Origin of the sequence: Asanoa sp. NPDC049573 (genome assembly GCF_040676615.1) — a bacterium.
Classification (GTDB): domain Bacteria; phylum Actinomycetota; class Actinomycetes; order Mycobacteriales; family Micromonosporaceae; genus Asanoa.
On sequence record NZ_JBFAPI010000021.1, the window covers coordinates 92,968 to 109,468 of the forward strand.

The window sequence follows — 16,501 nt, forward strand, 5'->3', positions numbered from 1 at the left end:
CCGTGCCGAAACGCAAGAGGAAAATGTGGCGGCGCCCCGCCGACCGGGGCGCCGCCGCGGAACCGCTAGGCCGGAGCGGTGAAGGTGTAGGAACCGGCCGCCAACTGGAAGACGGCGGCGCCGGAGGCGTACCCCATCGAGACCGCCTGCGGTGGCGCGGTGACCGCCGCCGACGACGATGCCGGCACCCGGACGGTGGCCGTGCTGTTGACCGGCACCTCGACCCGCAAGGTCAGCACCCCGCCGGCCACCGACCAGTCCGACAGCGCCCGGCCATAGGGCGTTTGCAGGTCCGACCGCCCGGAGGTCAGCCCACCACCGGGCCGCGGCGCGATGACCAGGCGGTGGTAGCCCGGGTCCCGCGGATCAGGCCCGACGCCGCCGACCGACCGGTAGAGGAAGTCGCCGACCGAGCCCAGTCCATAGTGGTTGAACGAGTTCATCCCCGGGTCCTGGAACGAGCCGTCCGTGCGGATCCCGTCCCAGCGTTCCCACACCGTCGTGCCGCCGCGGGCGCTCATGTAGCCCCAGCCGGGATAGTCCGGCTGCAACAGCACCTGGTACGCCGTGGCCAGGTGGCCGTTGTCGGCCAGCACGGGCAACAGGTTCTCCACGCCCAGGAAGCCGACGCTCAGGTGCCCGCTGCGCGACGCCACCTTGGCCGCGAGCTTGTCGGCCACCGCCTGCACCCGGTTGGCCGGCACGAGACCGAACGAGAGTGCGAGCACGTACCCCGTCTGGGTGTTGCCCGAGACCGTGCCGTCCGCGGCGACGAACCGCGCGGTGAACGCGGCCGCGACCTGGTCGGCGAGCGTGCCGTAGGAGGTCGCCTCCGCCGTGCGCCCGGTCGCCGCCGCCACCCGGGACACCAGCCGTGCGGTGTAGCCGAAGTACGCGGTCGAGATGAGGTCGTTGGCCGTGTTGTCGCCCACGTTGAGCCAGTCACCGTACGTCGACTGGTTGCGGATCAGGTCGGCGCCCGAGGTGGCCCGGGAAAAGTCGACCCAGCGCCGCATCGCCTCGAAGTTCTCGTCGACCACGCGCAGATCGCCGTAACGCTGCCAGATCGTGTACGGCACGATCACGCCGGCGTCGCCCCAGCCGGCCGTCCCCGCGCCGCAGCAGACCGCGGGCGCCACGTCGGTGAAGGCGCCGTCGGCGCGCTGCGCGTCGGTCAGGTCGTCGGTGAACTTGTCGAGCAGGCCGTGGACGTCCATGTTGAACGTCGACGTGGCGACGAACGCGGCGATGTCGCCGGTCCAGCCGAGCCGCTCGTCCCGCTGCGGGCAGTCGGTGGGTATGGTCAGCATGTTGGAGCGCTGGCCCCACAGGATGTTGCGCTGCACCTGGTTGACCAGCGCGTTCGAGGTGCTGAAGGTGCCGCTCGCGGCCCCGTTGGTCCACGCCGCGAGGCCGGTCACGGCCGCCGTCGTCGGGGTGCCGGGGAAGCCGGTCAGCTCGACGTAGCGGTAGCCGTGCACGGTGAACCGCGGTTCGTAGACCTCGTCGGCGCCGGTGCCGGCCAGGGTGAACCGGTCGGTGGCCCGGGCCGCGCGCAGGTTGGCGGTGTAAATCGTGCCGTCCGGGTTGAGCACCTCGGCGTGCCGCATCGTCACCGTCACGCCGGCCGGGCCGCGCACCCGCAAGCGGTTCCAGCCCGCGAAGTTCTGCCCGAGGTCGAACACCCAGACGCCCGGCTTCGGCTGGGTCACCGAGACGGCCGGCAGGGTCGCCTGCACCGCCACACCGGGGTCGACGGCCGAGACCAGGTTGGGTTTGGTGCCGCCGCGCACCGCCACGGCCGCCCAGCCCGCGTCGTTGAAGCTGGGCTGGTCCCAGCCGGCCTGCGTGACCCGGGCGTCGTACTCCTCGCCGTGGTAGATGTCGTCGAAGCGGATCGGGCTCGGCGCGGTCTTCCAGGTGCTGTCGGTGCGCACGGTCGCGCTCGTGCCGTCGGTGTAGCGCACCACCAGGTCGGCCGAGTACCACGGCTGGGTGCCGTAGCGCTGGTTGCCGCCCATGCCGAGCGAACCGGAGAACCAACCGTTGCCGAGGTAGGCACCGATCGCGTTGTCGCCCTGCCGCACCTGGGACGTGACGTCGAGGATGCGGTACTGCACGCGCCGGTTGTAGTCCGTCCACCCTGGAGCGAGCGCTTCGGCGCCGACCTTTGCGCCGTTGATCCGGGTCTCGTGCAGGCCCAGCGCGGTGACCATGAGGCGCGCGCTGGCGACCGGCTTGGCGAGCGTGAAACCCTTCCGGACGTACGGCGCACCGCGCACGACGGACACCTGGCTCCCCCACGGCCCGGCGCCGTAGCCGGCGATCGCCCGCGCGGCGGGCCAGGCGGCGTCGTCGAAGCCGGGGTTCTGCCAGCCCGACGGCGCGCTCTGGCTCGCCTTCCAGGAGCCGTCGGTGACCACCCGGGTGGTCGAGGCGCCAGTCACCTCGAGCGCCGCGATCGCGCCGGCCGGCGAGACGGTGGTGTTCTCGGTCGCCACCGCGATGGTGTTGCTGCCGGCCTGGAGCCGGGCGGTGACATCAAGGACGGCGGCCGTCTTCCACGAGTCGACCGCGCGCGGCGAGGTGCTCACCTGCGTGCCGTTGACCCACACGTCCGCGGTGTCGTCGCCGGTGACGGTCAGCGTGCCGCGGGTGGTGCCGGCCGGCAGGGTGAAGGTGCGGCGCAGGTAGCGGGTGCCGATCGGCGCGCTCGCGCCGGGATCGCCCTCCGGATACCAGATCCAGGTGGCGCCGGTGAGCGCCGGGACCGCCGCGCTGGCGCCGACGAACGCGGCCTGCCAGCCGGTGGCCGGGTTGTATTGCCCGGTCTCGAACCAGGTCACCGGGCCCCACGCGCCCTGCCGACCCTGGGTGTCCCAGACCCGCGCGCGCCACCAGTAGCGGGTCCGTGAGGCTAGCGCCGGGCCGCCGTACGCGGCGTCGACCGAGCGCCCGGAGACCACCCGGCCGCTGTTCCAGACGTCGCCGGTGCCGGCCTGCGCAGCGCCTTCGGTGGTGGCGACGATCACCTGGTAGGCGCCCTGCAGCAGTTCGCCGCCGGCCGGGGCGCTGGCCTTCCAGCCGAAGCGTGGCTTCGCGGCGTCGATGCCGATCGGGGTGACCAGCCGCTCGGTGGTCGGCGCGGTGACCGCCAGCGGCGAGCCGGCGTTGACGTCGGGCCCGGTCACGCCGCTCCCCCACGGTCCGGTGCCGTAGCCGGCGGAGACCTGGGCCGCGGGCCAGGCCGCGTCGCTGGTGGCCGGCTCCGTCCAATCCGGACCGACATTGCTGGCGGCCTTCCAGGCGGCGTCGGTGACCAGGTCGGTGGTGCCGCCGGCGGCGACCACGCGGAGCCGGCCCACCACGCCGGCCGGGCCGGCGGCCGTGTTGCGGGCGGCGACGGCCAGCGTGTTGGAGCCGGGCCGCAGCGCGCCGGCCAGGTCGACGTAGAGGGCCTGCCGCCAGGAGTCGACGACCTGGGCCGAACTGGCCAGCGGGACGCCGTTGAGCCAGACGTCGACGCTGTCGTCGCCGGTCACCACGAACTGCGCCTCGCTGACCACACCGGACGGTGCGGTGAAGGTGCGGCGCAGGTAACGGGTGGCGGCCGGCACGCTGTCGGCGGCGTTGCCGTCGGGGTACCAGATCCAGTTGGCGCCGGCCAGGTTGACCGGTGCGGCGTGTGCGGGTGCGGCGGGCGCGGCGACCAGGAGGGCGGCGACACAGGCCGCCGTGGTGGCCGCACCGGCCAGGCGGCGCGCGATGGGCGTGGGTGACATGGATCCTCCAAGCGATCCGGGGACGGGCGGATCGGGGCGACGGCCGTGACGTGTGAAACGTTTCATTGACGACCGTAAACGCCATGATACGGATGGACCCGGGGTCAGGCAATGACGCTCGTCCATGCTTGACGGGCGTCGGAGCGAGTCGGAATCCGGTCAGCCCGGTGTCACCCCGCGCATGGAATGCGTTACGGTCCGCCATCGCAGCCTCCGGCCACCGGGGCCGGGAACCACACGGGGAGGCACGACAATTGAGGTTTAAGCGAGTTCTTGCGGCACTGGTCGCCGCGACCGCGATGACGACGGTCCTGGCGCAGCCGGCGTTCGCCGGCGGACAGGGCGACCCGCTGCTCGGCGACGTCAACGGCGACGGCCGCACCGACCGCGCGACCCTGGTGGACCTGCCGAACCTGGAATGCGGCGTCGACGTGGAACTCGGCCAGGCCGGCGGCGGATTCGGCCCGGCGACCCGATACACCTGGCCGAATACCGGCCACTGGGCCTACTGCCCCGACCTGGGCGTGATCTTCGACCTGGGCGGCGACGGTGACTCGGAGTTGCTGCTGGCCTATTTCTGGGGCCGGCCGGACGGCGTCGACACCGATCTGATCCTCCTCGAGGACTTCACCCCGACCGGCGGTTTCGACGCCATCGCGATGCCGAGCTTCCTCGGCCTGGAAAACTTCAACGACGACGACCTCGTCGACGTCTACGAATACACCGACCAGAGCGCGGCGGTCATCACCTGGCTCAACACCCCGTCCGGGCAGCTCGTGCGCGGGCCGGTCGAGGCGCACGGCGTTTCGCTCAGCTACGACTTCGCCGACTTCGACCGCAACGGCTCCACCGACCTGGTCGCCGGCTTCGACGGCGACGCCTCCTCGCTACCGACCAGCGGCGTGGTCGTCACCCTCGACGACGGGCAACGGGTCGTGCTGCGCGACGACGACTACTACGAGGTCGACGCGCTCGACGCCAACAGCGACAGCAAGCAGGACGTCCGGGCCGAGAGATGGAACTATCCCACGCCTGACGTCACGCACTTCATCGGCGACGGCCGGGGCCACTTCACCGAGGCACCAAACGCGGTGGACGACACCGTGCAGGTCGGGTTCGGCGAGCAGAAGACCATCAGCGTCCTCGTCAACGACGCCGCCACCAGCGCGGCCACGCTGGAGATCGTCACGCCACCGGCCTACGGCACCGTCGTGCGCACCACCAGCAAGGGGTTCGTCTACCGCAACACCGTCAAGCACGACGACAGCTTCGTCTACCGGCTGACCGTCGACGGCAGGTCGGAGACCGCGACCGCCACCCTGCGGGTGAAGTAGCTCAGTCGCGAGCGGCCGCGCCCATGCGGTCGGTGTTCTCCCGCGCCGACCGCACGGCGCGCGCCGACGTGGTGACCACGCCGAGGAACAGGTTGGCCAGGCCGATCGCGGCGATCACGGCCCAGCTCACGTGATAGGCGCGCATGAACGCCGGCGTCTGCGCCACCTCGGTCACCTGGCCGGCGATGATCGAGCCGATGATCGCGACCCCGAGGGCCTGGCCGAGTTGCCGCATCGTCGAGGTGATGCCGGCCGCCACGCCGGCCTGCCGGTTGGGCATGCCGGAGACCGCGGTGTTGGTGATCGCCGCGTTCGTCCAGCCCAGACCGAGCCCGATCAGCGCGTACATGACGAACAGGCGCATGTAGGACGGGTCGGAGCGGGGAATCACGGTGATCAGGCCCGCCGCGAGGGTGGCCATGCCGCCGATGACCAGGGAGGGTCGTGGACCGTGCCGGGCCACCACCCGGCCGGATATCGGCCCGAACACCGCGATCAGCGCGGCCATCGGCAGGATGGCCAGCCCCGCGGCCAGCGGCGAGAAGTCCAGCACGTCCTGCAGGTAGAGGGTGTTGAGCAGCAGGAAACCGCCCTGCGCGGTGAACGCCAGCAGCGCGATGACGGTCGCCCCGGTGAACGGCGGCGATCGGAAGAACCGCAGGTCGATCATGGGCTGCGACCTGCGCGACTCCCACCACACCAGCAAGGCGAACGAGAGCACGGCGGTGCTGAAAGCGACAAGAATCTGTGGCGAGGTCCAGCCCATCATCGGCACCTCGATGATGCCGTAGGTCAGCAACCCGACGCCGGTCACCAGCAGGACCTGGGCGACGGGGTCGAGGCGGTGCCGCTTGGCCGCCGCCGACTCGCGGATGAACAGGCCGGCGAGGGTGAACGCCACCAGGGCGACGGGCACGTTGATCAGGAAGATCGCCCGCCAGCTGAACGCCTGCACCAGTAGCCCGCCCAGCAGCGGACCGACGGCGACGCTGACGCCGACCGTTCCGCCCCAGACACCGATGGCGCGGGCCCGGGCCCGTGGTTCGGTGAAGGTGTTGGTGATGATCGAGATCGCCACCGGGTTGAGCATGCTGCCGCCGATGGCCTGCACCACCCGGAACGCGATGAGCCAGCCGAGGCTGGGGGCCAGCGCGCAGAGCAGCGAACCCAGAGCGAAGACGACCAGACCGATCTGGAACACGCGTCTTCGGCCGACCCGGTCGGCGACCGAGGCCGAGAGGATGAGGAACGAGGCGAGCACCAGCAGGTAGGCGTCGAGCGTCCACTGCGCTCCCTGCAGCGTCGCGCCCAGGTCGTGCTGGATGGACGGCAGGGCGACGTTGAGCGCGCTGGTGTCCAACCCGACGATGAAGATGCTGCAGCAGCAGATGGCCAGCACCAGCATGGCGCGCGCGTTTGGCGCCCGCGCGGCGCTGACCGCCGCGCCCTGCTCTGCGGTTGCCGCCATCGCGTAAGGCCGCCTCGGTCAGGAGCGAATTTTCCGGTTCCAGCCTATTGCGCCCGATCCAAGGCCGTTCCCGGCGCTGGCGCCGCCCGGCGGGAGCCCGCCATACTGCCCGGGATCGATCTCGGGGGTGGGCCGTGCGGGGCAGGGGTGGTTTGCTGCGGGCCGCGCTCGCGTCGACGCTGCTCTCCGTGTTGCTCGCGGTCGCGGTCAACGTCGCGACCGGCGGCACCCTGCCGGCCCCACTGGCCCCGCTGGCCCCGTACGCCTGGGTGGTCGTCGCCCTCGCCGCCGGCGTCACCGTCGTGGTCGGCCTGCGGGACGCGCGCCCCGACGACCCACCGGCTCTCGTCCGGCCGCCCGCCGAGTTGCTCGCCGCCGGCGGCTACACCGGTCGCGCCGCCGACCTCGCCCGGCTGCGCCGGCTGGTCGAGGACGGGCACCCGGTCGTCGTGGTGACGGGTGCGCCGGGCGTCGGCAAGTCCGCCCTCGCCGCGCACGCGGCCCACGCGCTGCGCAGGCGCTATCCCGACGGCCAGTTGTTCGCGGCACTGGGCGGCGGCAGCGGTCTGCTGGCCGATCCGGCAACGGTGCTCGCCGACCTGCTCGACGCGCTCGGTGCACCGGTGGCCGGCCCGACCGACGTCGAGCGGCTGGCCGCCCGCTACCGCAGCGTGCTGGCCGGCCGGCGGGTGCTGGTCCTGCTCGACGATGCCCGCGACGCGGCCCAGGTGCGGCCGCTGCTACCGGGCGCCGCCGGCTGTCTGGTGCTGGTCACCAGCCGGTCGGCGCTGGCCGACCTGGCCGGCGCGGTCGCACACGAACTGGCCATGCTCGGCGACGACGACGCGCTCGCGCTGCTGCGCGCCGCCGGCGCTGGCCGCCGGGTCGACGCGGAACCCGATGCGGCCCGCGACGTGGTGGCCGCCTGCGGCGCGCTTCCGCTGGCCCTGCAGATCGCGGGTGGCCGGCTGCGCGCGCGTCCGGCCTGGACACTGGGCGACCTGGCCACCCGGCTGCGCGACGAGCGGGCCCGGCTCGACGAGCTGACCGTCGGCGACCTCGGGGTCCGCGCCAGCTTCGCGACCGCCTACCGCGACCTGCCCGAGGAGCAGCGCGCGGCGTTCCGTACCCTCGGCGCCTATCCCGGCCGTGACCTCGCCGCCGGCGCGGCGGCGGCGCTCACCGGCGATGCGTCCATGATGGAGCGCCTGGTCGATGCCCGGCTGGTCGAGGCGACTGCCGGCGGCCGCTACGACCTGCACGACCTGATGCGGCTGTTCGCCCGGGAGCGGCTGGCCGAGACGCCCGGCGCGGCGGCGCCGGCGCTGCGCCGGCTGGTCGACTGGTATGCCGGCATGCTGGCGGGCGCGACCCTGCCGGAAGCCGAGGCCGAGGCGGAGAACGTCGCGCTGACCGTGCGCCACCTGGTCGACCACGGCGCTCCGGCGGAGGCGGCCCGGCTCGCCACGGCGGCCGACGAGAGCCTGCTGCAACGGGTCGAGCAACCACACTTCCTGACGATCGCCAGAGATCGGCTGCGGGCCGACGAAGCAACCGGCGACCCGGTCGCGATCGCCAAGGCGCTCACCCGGCTGGGCCAGGTCGAGAACGCGTTCGGGTACGTGGCGACCGGCGTCGAGCTGCTCACCGACGCGCTCGGCCGGTGGACGGCGATCGGCGACCCGGACTGGCTCGCCTTCACCCGGCAGGGGCTTGGCGTGGCGCTGCGCGACGCGGGCCGGCACGGCGTGGCGTTCGACCTGCTCTCCGCCGCCCGCGCGCACTACGCGGCGGTCGGCGACCAGCGGCGCGAGGTGCAGGTGCTCGGCGACCTCGGTTCGCTGATGCTCAGCCGCGACGAGGCCGGCGAGGCGGTGACGCTGCTCGAACGGGCCCGCGCGCTGTCCGCCACCGCACCGCTCCAGGTGCACGAGAAGGCGTGGGTGCTGCTCACGCTGGGCCTCGCGTATTCGCTGACCGGCCGGGTGGCCGAGGCGGTGCCGCTGGTCGAGCAGGCCCGGGCCGACTTCCACACCCCCGCCAACTGGAGCGGCGAGGGCTATGCGCTGACCGCCCTCGGCGACCTCGCCGCCGCGGCCGGTGACCATCCGACCGCGCTGCGCTGGCATGCCGAGGCGCTGGCCGCGTTCGACCGGGTCGACCACCGGCCCGGAATGGCGCACGCCGAGGAGGCGAAAGCGCACACGCAGCGGCACAGCGGCGACGCGGCCGCCGCCGCGGCGACCTACGGCCGGGCGGCCGAGATCTACGGTGCCCTCGGCAACCGGGCCGGCCAGGGGCTCGACCTGCTCTGGCAGGCCGAGCAGCTGATCGCGCTGGACCGGCACGCCGAGGCCGACGCCGCCGTCGAGCGGGCCGATGCCCTGCTCGCCGGCGCCGACCTACCGATCGCCGCGCTCGTGCGGGCCCGGCTGCGGTCGCTCAGGGAGTGAGCCGCTCCGGCAGGCCCTGCAACGCCACCGTGCGCAGGAAGCGCTCGACCGCCGCCGTGCCGACCGAGGTGAACGCGCCCGACGCCGCCGGCCACGGGCCGCCGTGCTGCATCGCGTCGACCACGGCCACGCCCGTCGGGACGCCGTTGTAGATGACCCGGCCGGCCCGGTCGACCAGGGCCGGCAGGAGCGCGCGCACCGCGTCGTCGTCGCGCTCGCCGGCCAACACGGTCGCGGTCAGGCTCCCCTCCAGCCGGCCGGCGAGGCCGCCGTAAGCGTCCACATCGGATTGCGCGATCACGACGGTCGGGCCGAAGTGCTCCTCCAGCAACTCTCCGTCGAGGTCGGCGCCGGCGACCCGGACGGCGAACGGCACGGCGCCGCCCTCGGGCGCGTCGGGCCGGCCCCCGGCGGCGGGGGCCCGGTCGTGCCAGGCGGCGTGCGCGGCGGCCATCGCCGGCGTCAGCATCCGCTCGAACGCCGGTGTCGCGGCGACCTCCGCGGCCAACCGGTCGGCGAACGCGGCGCCGGCCTCGGTGTCGGGCACCACGACCAGGCCGGGCTTGGTGCACAGCTGCCCGGCCGAGCCGGTGACCGCGGCGGCCAGCGTGGCCGGCCAGCGGGTGTCGTCGAGCGCCGACGGGAAGACGAAGACGGGGTTGAGGGCGCCCATCTCGGCGTACACCGGGATCGGGTCGGGACGGGCGGCGGCCGCGTCCATCAACGCCCGGCCGCCGGCCGCCGACCCGGTGAAACCGACCGCCCGGATCTGCGGCGCCCGGACCAGCGCGAGTGAGACGTCGGCGCCGCCGTGTACGACGGCGAACGCGGCGCCCAGTGTCGGGCCGACGGCCTCGGCGACCAGCCGGGCGGTCTCCGGCTGGGCCGGGTGCGCCTTGGCGACCACCGGGCAGCCGGCGGCGAGCGCCGAGGCGGAGTCGCCGCCGAGCACGCCGAACGCGAGCGGGAAGTTGGAGGCGGCGAACACCGCGACCGGCCCGATCGGCACCCGCACCGCGACGATGTCGCCGCCGCCGGGCGCCGCGCCGGCCGAGCGGACCACCGGGCGGTCGCGGCCGTCGGCGACGAAGTCGCCGAGCAGCCGGAGCTGGCCGGTGGTGCGGGCCATCTCACCCTCGAGCCGTTGGCGGGTCAGCCCGGTCTCGTCTGCCGCGGTGTCGATGATCGCGTCGGCGGCGGCTTCAAGTGCGGTGGCCGCGGCGTGCAGGACGTCGCGGCGGCGGGCGCCGGACCAGGTGGCCAGCTCGCCCGCGACGGCGGCCGCCGCGGCGGCGCTGCTCTCGACAGTCATCGTGCCTCCGTAGTCTTCGCGGTGTGACAGTCGCGACGCTACCCAAGACCAACCTGCACCTGCATCTCACGGGTGCGATGCGGCCCGCGACGCTGGCCGAGCTGGCCGCCCGCGACGGCCTGCCGCTGCCGCCACCGTTCGCGTCGGGGACGGTGCACGAGTGGCCGGCCTTCCAGGAGCGTTACGACCTGGCCCGGTCCGCGATCCGCGGCCCGGCCGACATCGAGCGGGTGGTGGTCGAAGCGGCGAGCGACGACGCGGCGTGCGGTGCCGGGTGGATCGAACTGCAGATCGACCCCACGTCGTACGCGATGGTGGCCGGCGGCCTGGAAGGCGCGGTCGAGGCGGCCCTGGCCGGTGCGGCCCGCGCTCCGATCCCGGTCGGCCTGATCGTGGCGGCGAGCTGGGCGGCACCGCCGGAGCACGCGCTGCGCCTGGCGACGCTGGCCGCGTCGTACGCCGGTCGCGGTGTCGTCGGTTTCGGACTGTCCAACGACGAGCGGCTGGGCCGGGTGGCCGACGCGGTGCCGGCCTGCCGGGTCGCGGCCGAGGCCGGCCTGAGGGTGGTGCCGCACGCCGGCTTCTACACGCCGCCGTCGCACGTGGCCGACTGCGTCACCGTGCTCGGCGCACACCGGATCGGCCACGGCCTGGCCGCCATGGGCGACCCGGCGACCCGCGACCTGCTGGCCGCGCGCGGCGTGGCCCTGGAGGTCTGCCCGACCTCCTATCCCCCGCTCGGCGTGGCGGCGGTCGCGGACCTGCCGATCCGGGCGCTGCGGGCGGCCGGGGTGCCGGTCGCCCTCGGCACCGACGACCCGCTGCTGTTCGGCTCCGACCTGGCCACCCAATACACGCTGGTCACCACCGACCCGGCCGAGCAGGCCGACCTGGCCCGCTGCGCGGTCACCGCGAGCGCCGCACCGCCCGCGATCCGCGCCGAACTGCTCCTCGACATCGCCGCGTGGGAGAACGAGAACCTGCCGATCACCCGTTCTCCAGGAGTTGCTTGAGTGCGGCCAGGTTCGTCGCCACCGCGGACTTGACGCGGGAACCGGCCAGTGGCGCGATGAGCCGGGCGGCGCCGGTCGGGCGCAGGTCCATCGTGTTGGCCAGTGAGGTGCCGCCGCCGGCGGGGGTCAGGACGTAGCTGACCTCCGACTCGAACGGGCCGAGCGGGCCGCGGATCGCCAGCAGGCGGTCCGGCTCGTAGGCGGTCACCTCCAGCGCCTCCTCGCTCCGGGCGGGCAGGGTGCGGGTCTGCAGGTAGCGGGCGCCGACGCCGACCGGGCCGGTGGTGATCTTCCGGGTCTCGCTGAGGGCGTAGTTCCAGCGCGGCAGGTTTTCCAGCTCGGCGAGGAAGGCGAAGACCTCGGCCGGCGGGCGGTTGATCGTGACGGTGTTGGTGAAGTTCACGAACCCGATCCTGCGCCGGCCGGACCCGCCTGTCTGTGACTTTGGTAGTGCCGCAGGTGCGGGCCGGCCGGGTCGAGGATGTGCACGCTGTCCGGGCGGGTCGCGACCAGGTGCTCCTGGCGGAACTCGCGCAGGACGCGGGCCACCACCTCGCGGACCGAGCCGACGGCGTCGGCCAGCTCCTGCTGGGTGACGTGCGCGACCAGTGCCAGCGTCTGCACGGCGACGTCGGCCGGCCCGCCGACCAGCACGGCGATGCCCAGCACGTCGCCCGGCCGGGCGTAGCGGACGGTGACCTCGCGTCCCTGCGGCGAGGTCATGTAGACCCGCACCAGGCCGTCGACCACCAGCCACGCCCGGGGCGCGGCGTGTTCCCGGTAGATCGCGGTTCCGGCCGGGAAGTCGACGGTCTCGCCGCGCTCGACCAGCGTGTCGACCACGGGCGACGGCAGCTTACCCAGAAAGCTGCCGGCCAGTGCCGCGTTCAGGAGGCCGTCCACTCCGGTTTCACCGCGAACATGTCGGCCGTCTTCGTCGGGTCGGTGTCGACCAGATCGCCGAGGGTCCGGTCGATCGCCGCCAGGATCTCGGGCGTCAGGTGTACGCCAGCCGCGCTGGCATTCTCGGCGACCTGCTCCGGTCGGGTGGCGCCGATGATTGCCGCGCTGACGCCGGGCGTCGCCAGGGTCCAGGCGATCGCGAGTTGGGCCATGGTCAGCCCGGCGTCCTCGGCCAGCGGGCGCAACCGCTGCACGCGGTCGAGCACCGCGTCGCCCAGGACGCGGCCGATGAAGCGCGGCGCCCGGCCGGCACCGGCGGCGCGGGAGCCGGCCGGTGGCGCCGCGCCGGGCAGGTACTTGCCGGTCAGGACACCCTGGGCCAGCGGCTGGAAGACGATCTGGGCGATGCCCTCGCGCCGGCACAGCGGCAGCACCTCGGGCTCGATCACCCGCCAGAGCATGTTGTATTGCGGCTGGTTGGCGACGATGCGACGGGCCAGGCCGAGGTCGTCGGCCAGCGCCAGCGCCTCGGCGATCTGGCCGGCCGTCCACTCCGAGACGCCGATGTATCGGACCTTGCCCTGGCGGACCAGGTCGTCGAACGCGACCAGGGTCTCCTCCAGCGGTGTCGCCCGGTCGAAGCGGTGGGCCTGGTAGAGGTCGACGTAGTCGGTGCCGAGCCGGCGCAGCGACGCGTGGCACGACTCGAACACGTGCCTGCGGGACAGGCCGCGGTCGTTGGGGCCGGTGCCGGTCGGCAGGCAGACCTTGGTGGCGATCTCCAGCGCCTCCCGCCGGGTGCCGCGCAGCGCCTCGCCGAGGACGGCTTCGGCCTCGCCCTGCGCGTATACGTCGGCGGTGTCGAACGTGGTGATGCCCGCCTCCAGGGCGGCCCGCACGCAGGCCGTTGCGGCAACCCGGTCAACGGTCTCCCCGTGTGTCAACCAGTTGCCGTAGATGACCTCGCTGACCCACAGTCCGGACCGGCCGAGTGCGCGATGCTCCATTCGATCAACTTAGAAGGTCGAGGCGGCGGCCCGTCCAGCGGTCCCGCAGCCAGCGGTCGTGGCTGGCCACCACGATGGCGCCCGGGCCTTCGCCGAGCGCGTCCTCGAGTTCGTCGGCCAGCCGCGGCGAGAGGTGGTTGGTCGGCTCGTCGAGCAGCAGCAGCTCGGGCGGGTCGGCGAGGACCAGCGCCAGCGCGAGGCGGCGGCGCTGGCCGACGGAGAGCTCGCCTACCGGGCGCGCGGCGTCGCGCGGACCGAGCAGGCCCAGCGACCGCAGGGGTACGGCATCCGGACCCAACACGTCCGCATAAACCTCGTGCGCGGTGCGCTCCGGACGGTCGAACACGCTGTCCTGGGTGAGCAGGCCGATCCGCAGGCCGCGCCGGCGTCGCACCTCACCCTCCGCGGCCAACGCGCCGGCCAGCACCGCGAGCAGAGTCGACTTGCCGCTGCCGTTGGCCCCGGTGACCAGCAGCCGGTCGTTGCCCGAGACGTCGAGACGGTCCAGCTCGAGCCGGCCCGGCACGACCAGGTCGCGGGCGGAGACCAGCAGTCCCTCGGCGCCGGCGGCGGCCAGGACCGGCGCGCGAAAGCGCAGCGGTGCCGGGGGCTTGCGCACCTGCACGCGTTCGAGTTCGTCGAGGCGGCGGCTCGCGTTGCGGACCCGCCGGGAGATCTGCTGCTCCACCCGACCGGCCGTCGCACCGTAACCCATCTTCTCGCTGTCGCGGGCCGGTCGGCCGTGCGCGACCTGATGCGCGGTGACGGCGACCGAGCGGCGCAACTCGGCCAGTTCCTCCTGCTCGTCGGCGAACCGGCGTTCCCAGCGTTCCCGCTCGGCGTGCTTGGCCGCCAGGTAGGCGGTGTAGTTGCCGCCGTAGCGGGTCGGCCCTTCGACGGCGGGGTCGAGGTCGATCAGGTCGGTGCAGACCGCGTCCAGGAACGCGCGGTCGTGGCTGGCCAGCACCACGACGCCGGGCATGCCGGAGAGCTGCTCCTCCAGGAACGCGGCGGCGGCGTCGTCGAGGTGGTTGGTCGGCTCGTCCAGCAGCAGCGCCGACGGGCGGCGGATCAGCAGGGCGGCCAGCGCGAGCCGGCCGCGCTGCCCGCCGGAGATCTCGTCCAGCGTGCGGTCGTGCGGCACGTCGCCGAGGCCCAGGCCGGTCAGCACCAGGCCGGCTCGGCGGTCGGCGTCCCAGGCGTCGGTCTCCTGTGCCCGGTCGAGCCGCTCGCCGTACTCCTCGAGCGGCCCGATCGGGTCGTCGACCATCGCGGCGCTGAGCCGGTCGAGATCGGCGAGCAGGGCGCGCGACTCGCGCAGCGCGTCGTCGACCACGTCGGCGATCGTCGCGGCCGGGTCGAAGGGCATCTCCTGGTGCAGGTAGCCCAGGTCGGGCGGGCGGACGACGCTGCCGCCGTCGGGCTCGTCGGCGCCGGCGAGCAGCCGCAGCAGCGTCGACTTGCCGGTGCCGTTCTCACCGATCAGGCCGATCCGGTCACCGGGCGCGGCGGTCAGCGACACGCCGTCGAGCACCCGGCGGCCGCCGTAGGTGCGGACGAGGTCATGGGCGATCAGGGGGGATTTGGACATGGCGACACCACCGGCGAAAAATGGGAGCTTCGCCCGCCGGGCAGGGGCCTCGGTCGCGGGCGCGGTTGGCGTCAGTGGCTCACATCGCCGTCGACTATAGCGGCGGCGCGAGCGTCGCTGCCAACCCGGCCGCCCAGCCGAGCAGCCGTTCGTCGGCGCCGCGGGCACCGACGAGTTGCACACCCCAGGGCAACCCTGCAACGTCCTGACCTGCGGGTACGCAGACCGCCGGCGCCCCGGCGACGCTGAACGGGACCGACATGACGGCGTGGCCGGTGTGGCCGAGGCCACGGGGTGCGGTGCCTGGTGCGGCGGGCGTCACCCAGACGTCGATGCCGGTGTCGTCGAACCGCGCCCGGAACTCCCGCTGCCAGGCGACCGCCGCGGCGTAGTCGTCGGGCGTGACCGCCTGCCCCTCACGGATAGCCGCCACGGTCTGCGGGCGGTAGCGGTCGCCGTATTCGGCGAACCAGGCGGCGTGGGTGCGGGCCAGCTCGAACCGGTTGAGATCCCGCATCCGGCGCACGACGTCATCCACATCGGACAGGAAATCGGTGGCCCGCACGGTGAAGCCCGCGTCGCGCAACGCGTCGAGCTGTTCCTGGAAAGCCGCCCGCGCGGCCGGCCCGGCCTGAGCGAGGTAGGCCGGGGCGGGCACGCCGAGCACGGGAACGCCGGCCGCTTCCGGGGGCATCCACGTTGGACACGCGAGGGCGGCGACGCGGGCCGCCGAGGCCACGTCGGCCGTGAACCAGCCGACCGTGTCCAGCGAGGGCGAGTGCGGCACCATCCCGTCCACCGGCACCCGGCCGTGCGTCGGGCGGAAGCCGACCACGCCGCAGAACGCCGCGGGCCGGATCACCGAGCCGAGCGTCTGCGAACCGAGCGCGATCGGCACCATCCCGGCCGCGACCGCCGCGGCCGAACCGCTGCTCGAACCGCCCGGCGTGTGCGCCGGGTCGTGCGGGTTGCGGGTCGGGCCAGGGTCGACGCTGGCGAACTCGGCGGTCACCGTCTTGCCGACGACCTGGCAACCAGCGGCGCGCAGGCGGGTCACCACCGACGCCTCGGGACCGGCGAACACCTCGGGCGGCAGCGCGGAGCCGGCCCGGGTCTCGAACCCGTCGACCCGGAAGATGTCCTTGACGCCGAGCGGCGGGCCGTCGGCGGCCAGCGGGCCGCGCTCGGGCAGGAAGGCGTGGATCACCGGGTCGACGGCGTCGATCCGGTCGCGCCACGCGCTGGGCGGGACCGGGTCGGCCAGCGACCGCGGCCCGACGAGGTCAAGCTGCGCCATCGGCCACCAAACTACGCGAGCGACCCGATCCCGGGCCGGTCCGGGGGTACGTTCGGAGCATGGCCGACGACTTCGAGACCGGGCCGCTGCCACAGGCGGGACTGCGCGAGTTCTGGGCCGGGCTCGGCACCGCCCGGCGGGCCGGGGTGGTCACCCTCGCCGCGTTCGAGGTGGTCTGCACCACGGCCGCCGCCCTCGACCTGCTGCGCCGCCCGCAGCACCTGGTCCGCGGCCCCAAGGCGCTCTGGTGGCCGGCGCTGTTCGTGCAGCCGGTCGGTTCGATCGCCTACCTGACCTGGGGCCGCCGCCTGCGCACCAGCACCGACGTGCAGCCCTAGAGC

General features: G+C 73.9%; 12 protein-coding genes. 4 read left to right on the top strand and 8 right to left on the bottom strand.

Annotation, left to right across the window (positions count from 1 at the left end; translation table 11 throughout):
- Positions 1 to 65: 65 nt before the first annotated feature.
- The gene (locus tag AB0J74_RS33185) at positions 66 to 3,782 is read right to left on the bottom strand and encodes a family 78 glycoside hydrolase catalytic domain (protein WP_363455226.1); all 3,717 of its coding nucleotides are present in this window, start codon (positions 3,780 to 3,782) and stop codon (positions 66 to 68) included.
- Between the two features lie 254 nt (positions 3,783 to 4,036).
- Between AB0J74_RS33185 and AB0J74_RS33190 the strand changes: the two genes are divergently transcribed.
- Positions 4,037 to 5,116: a hypothetical protein gene (locus tag AB0J74_RS33190; protein WP_363455229.1), complete on the top strand. Its 1,080-nt coding sequence runs from the start codon at positions 4,037 to 4,039 to the stop codon at positions 5,114 to 5,116.
- 1 nt (position 5,117) lies between these two features.
- Here the strand turns inward: AB0J74_RS33190 and AB0J74_RS33195 are convergent, their stop codons facing one another.
- Complete coding sequence (locus tag AB0J74_RS33195) at positions 5,118 to 6,584, bottom strand: DHA2 family efflux MFS transporter permease subunit (RefSeq protein ID WP_363455232.1); 1,467 nt, start codon at positions 6,582 to 6,584, stop codon at positions 5,118 to 5,120.
- Positions 6,585 to 6,718: 134 nt separating this feature from the next.
- Here AB0J74_RS33195 and AB0J74_RS33200 point away from each other — a divergent pair, with 134 nt between their 5' ends.
- Positions 6,719 to 9,037, top strand: coding sequence for an NB-ARC domain-containing protein (locus AB0J74_RS33200; RefSeq protein ID WP_363455234.1), 2,319 nt, complete (start codon positions 6,719 to 6,721; stop codon positions 9,035 to 9,037).
- Here AB0J74_RS33200 and AB0J74_RS33205 read toward each other — a convergent pair.
- A complete protein-coding gene (locus AB0J74_RS33205) occupies positions 9,027 to 10,349 on the bottom strand; it encodes an aldehyde dehydrogenase family protein (protein ID WP_363455237.1) in 1,323 nt (440 codons plus the stop codon). The two genes, AB0J74_RS33200 and AB0J74_RS33205, sit on opposite strands and share 11 nt — an antisense overlap.
- Before the next feature lie 23 nt (positions 10,350 to 10,372).
- Between AB0J74_RS33205 and add the strand changes: the two genes are divergently transcribed.
- Positions 10,373 to 11,362 (top strand): adenosine deaminase, encoded by a 990-nt coding sequence (gene add / locus AB0J74_RS33210; protein WP_363455240.1) that lies wholly within the window; start codon positions 10,373 to 10,375, stop codon positions 11,360 to 11,362.
- Here add and AB0J74_RS33215 read toward each other — a convergent pair.
- The 5 genes from AB0J74_RS33215 to AB0J74_RS33235 all read right to left on the bottom strand — a co-directional run bounded on the left by AB0J74_RS33215 (position 11,337) and on the right by AB0J74_RS33235 (position 16,160).
- The gene (locus AB0J74_RS33215) at positions 11,337 to 11,765 is read right to left on the bottom strand and encodes an SRPBCC family protein (protein WP_363455243.1); all 429 of its coding nucleotides are present in this window, start codon (positions 11,763 to 11,765) and stop codon (positions 11,337 to 11,339) included. The two genes, add and AB0J74_RS33215, sit on opposite strands and share 26 nt — an antisense overlap.
- Complete coding sequence (locus tag AB0J74_RS33220; protein WP_363455245.1) at positions 11,762 to 12,265, bottom strand: cyclic nucleotide-binding domain-containing protein; 504 nt, start codon at positions 12,263 to 12,265, stop codon at positions 11,762 to 11,764. The genes AB0J74_RS33215 and AB0J74_RS33220 overlap by 4 nt, the downstream gene beginning before the upstream one ends.
- Positions 12,250 to 13,272, bottom strand: a complete 1,023-nt coding sequence (locus tag AB0J74_RS33225; protein WP_363455248.1) for an aldo/keto reductase family protein — start codon at positions 13,270 to 13,272, stop codon at positions 12,250 to 12,252. Before AB0J74_RS33225 ends, AB0J74_RS33220 begins: the two co-directional genes overlap by 16 nt.
- Before the next feature lie 4 nt (positions 13,273 to 13,276).
- Entirely contained in the window at positions 13,277 to 14,863 is a 1,587-nt protein-coding gene (locus AB0J74_RS33230) for an ABC-F family ATP-binding cassette domain-containing protein (RefSeq protein ID WP_363455251.1), read from the bottom strand.
- A gap of 94 nt (positions 14,864 to 14,957) precedes the next feature.
- A complete protein-coding gene (locus tag AB0J74_RS33235; protein WP_363455253.1) occupies positions 14,958 to 16,160 on the bottom strand; it encodes an amidase in 1,203 nt (400 codons plus the stop codon).
- Between the two features lie 59 nt (positions 16,161 to 16,219).
- On the opposite strand from AB0J74_RS33235, the gene AB0J74_RS33240 reads away from it, so the two are divergent.
- Positions 16,220 to 16,498, top strand: a complete 279-nt coding sequence (locus AB0J74_RS33240; RefSeq protein ID WP_363455256.1) for a PLDc N-terminal domain-containing protein — start codon at positions 16,220 to 16,222, stop codon at positions 16,496 to 16,498.
- The last annotated feature ends 3 nt before the right edge of the window (positions 16,499 to 16,501 follow it).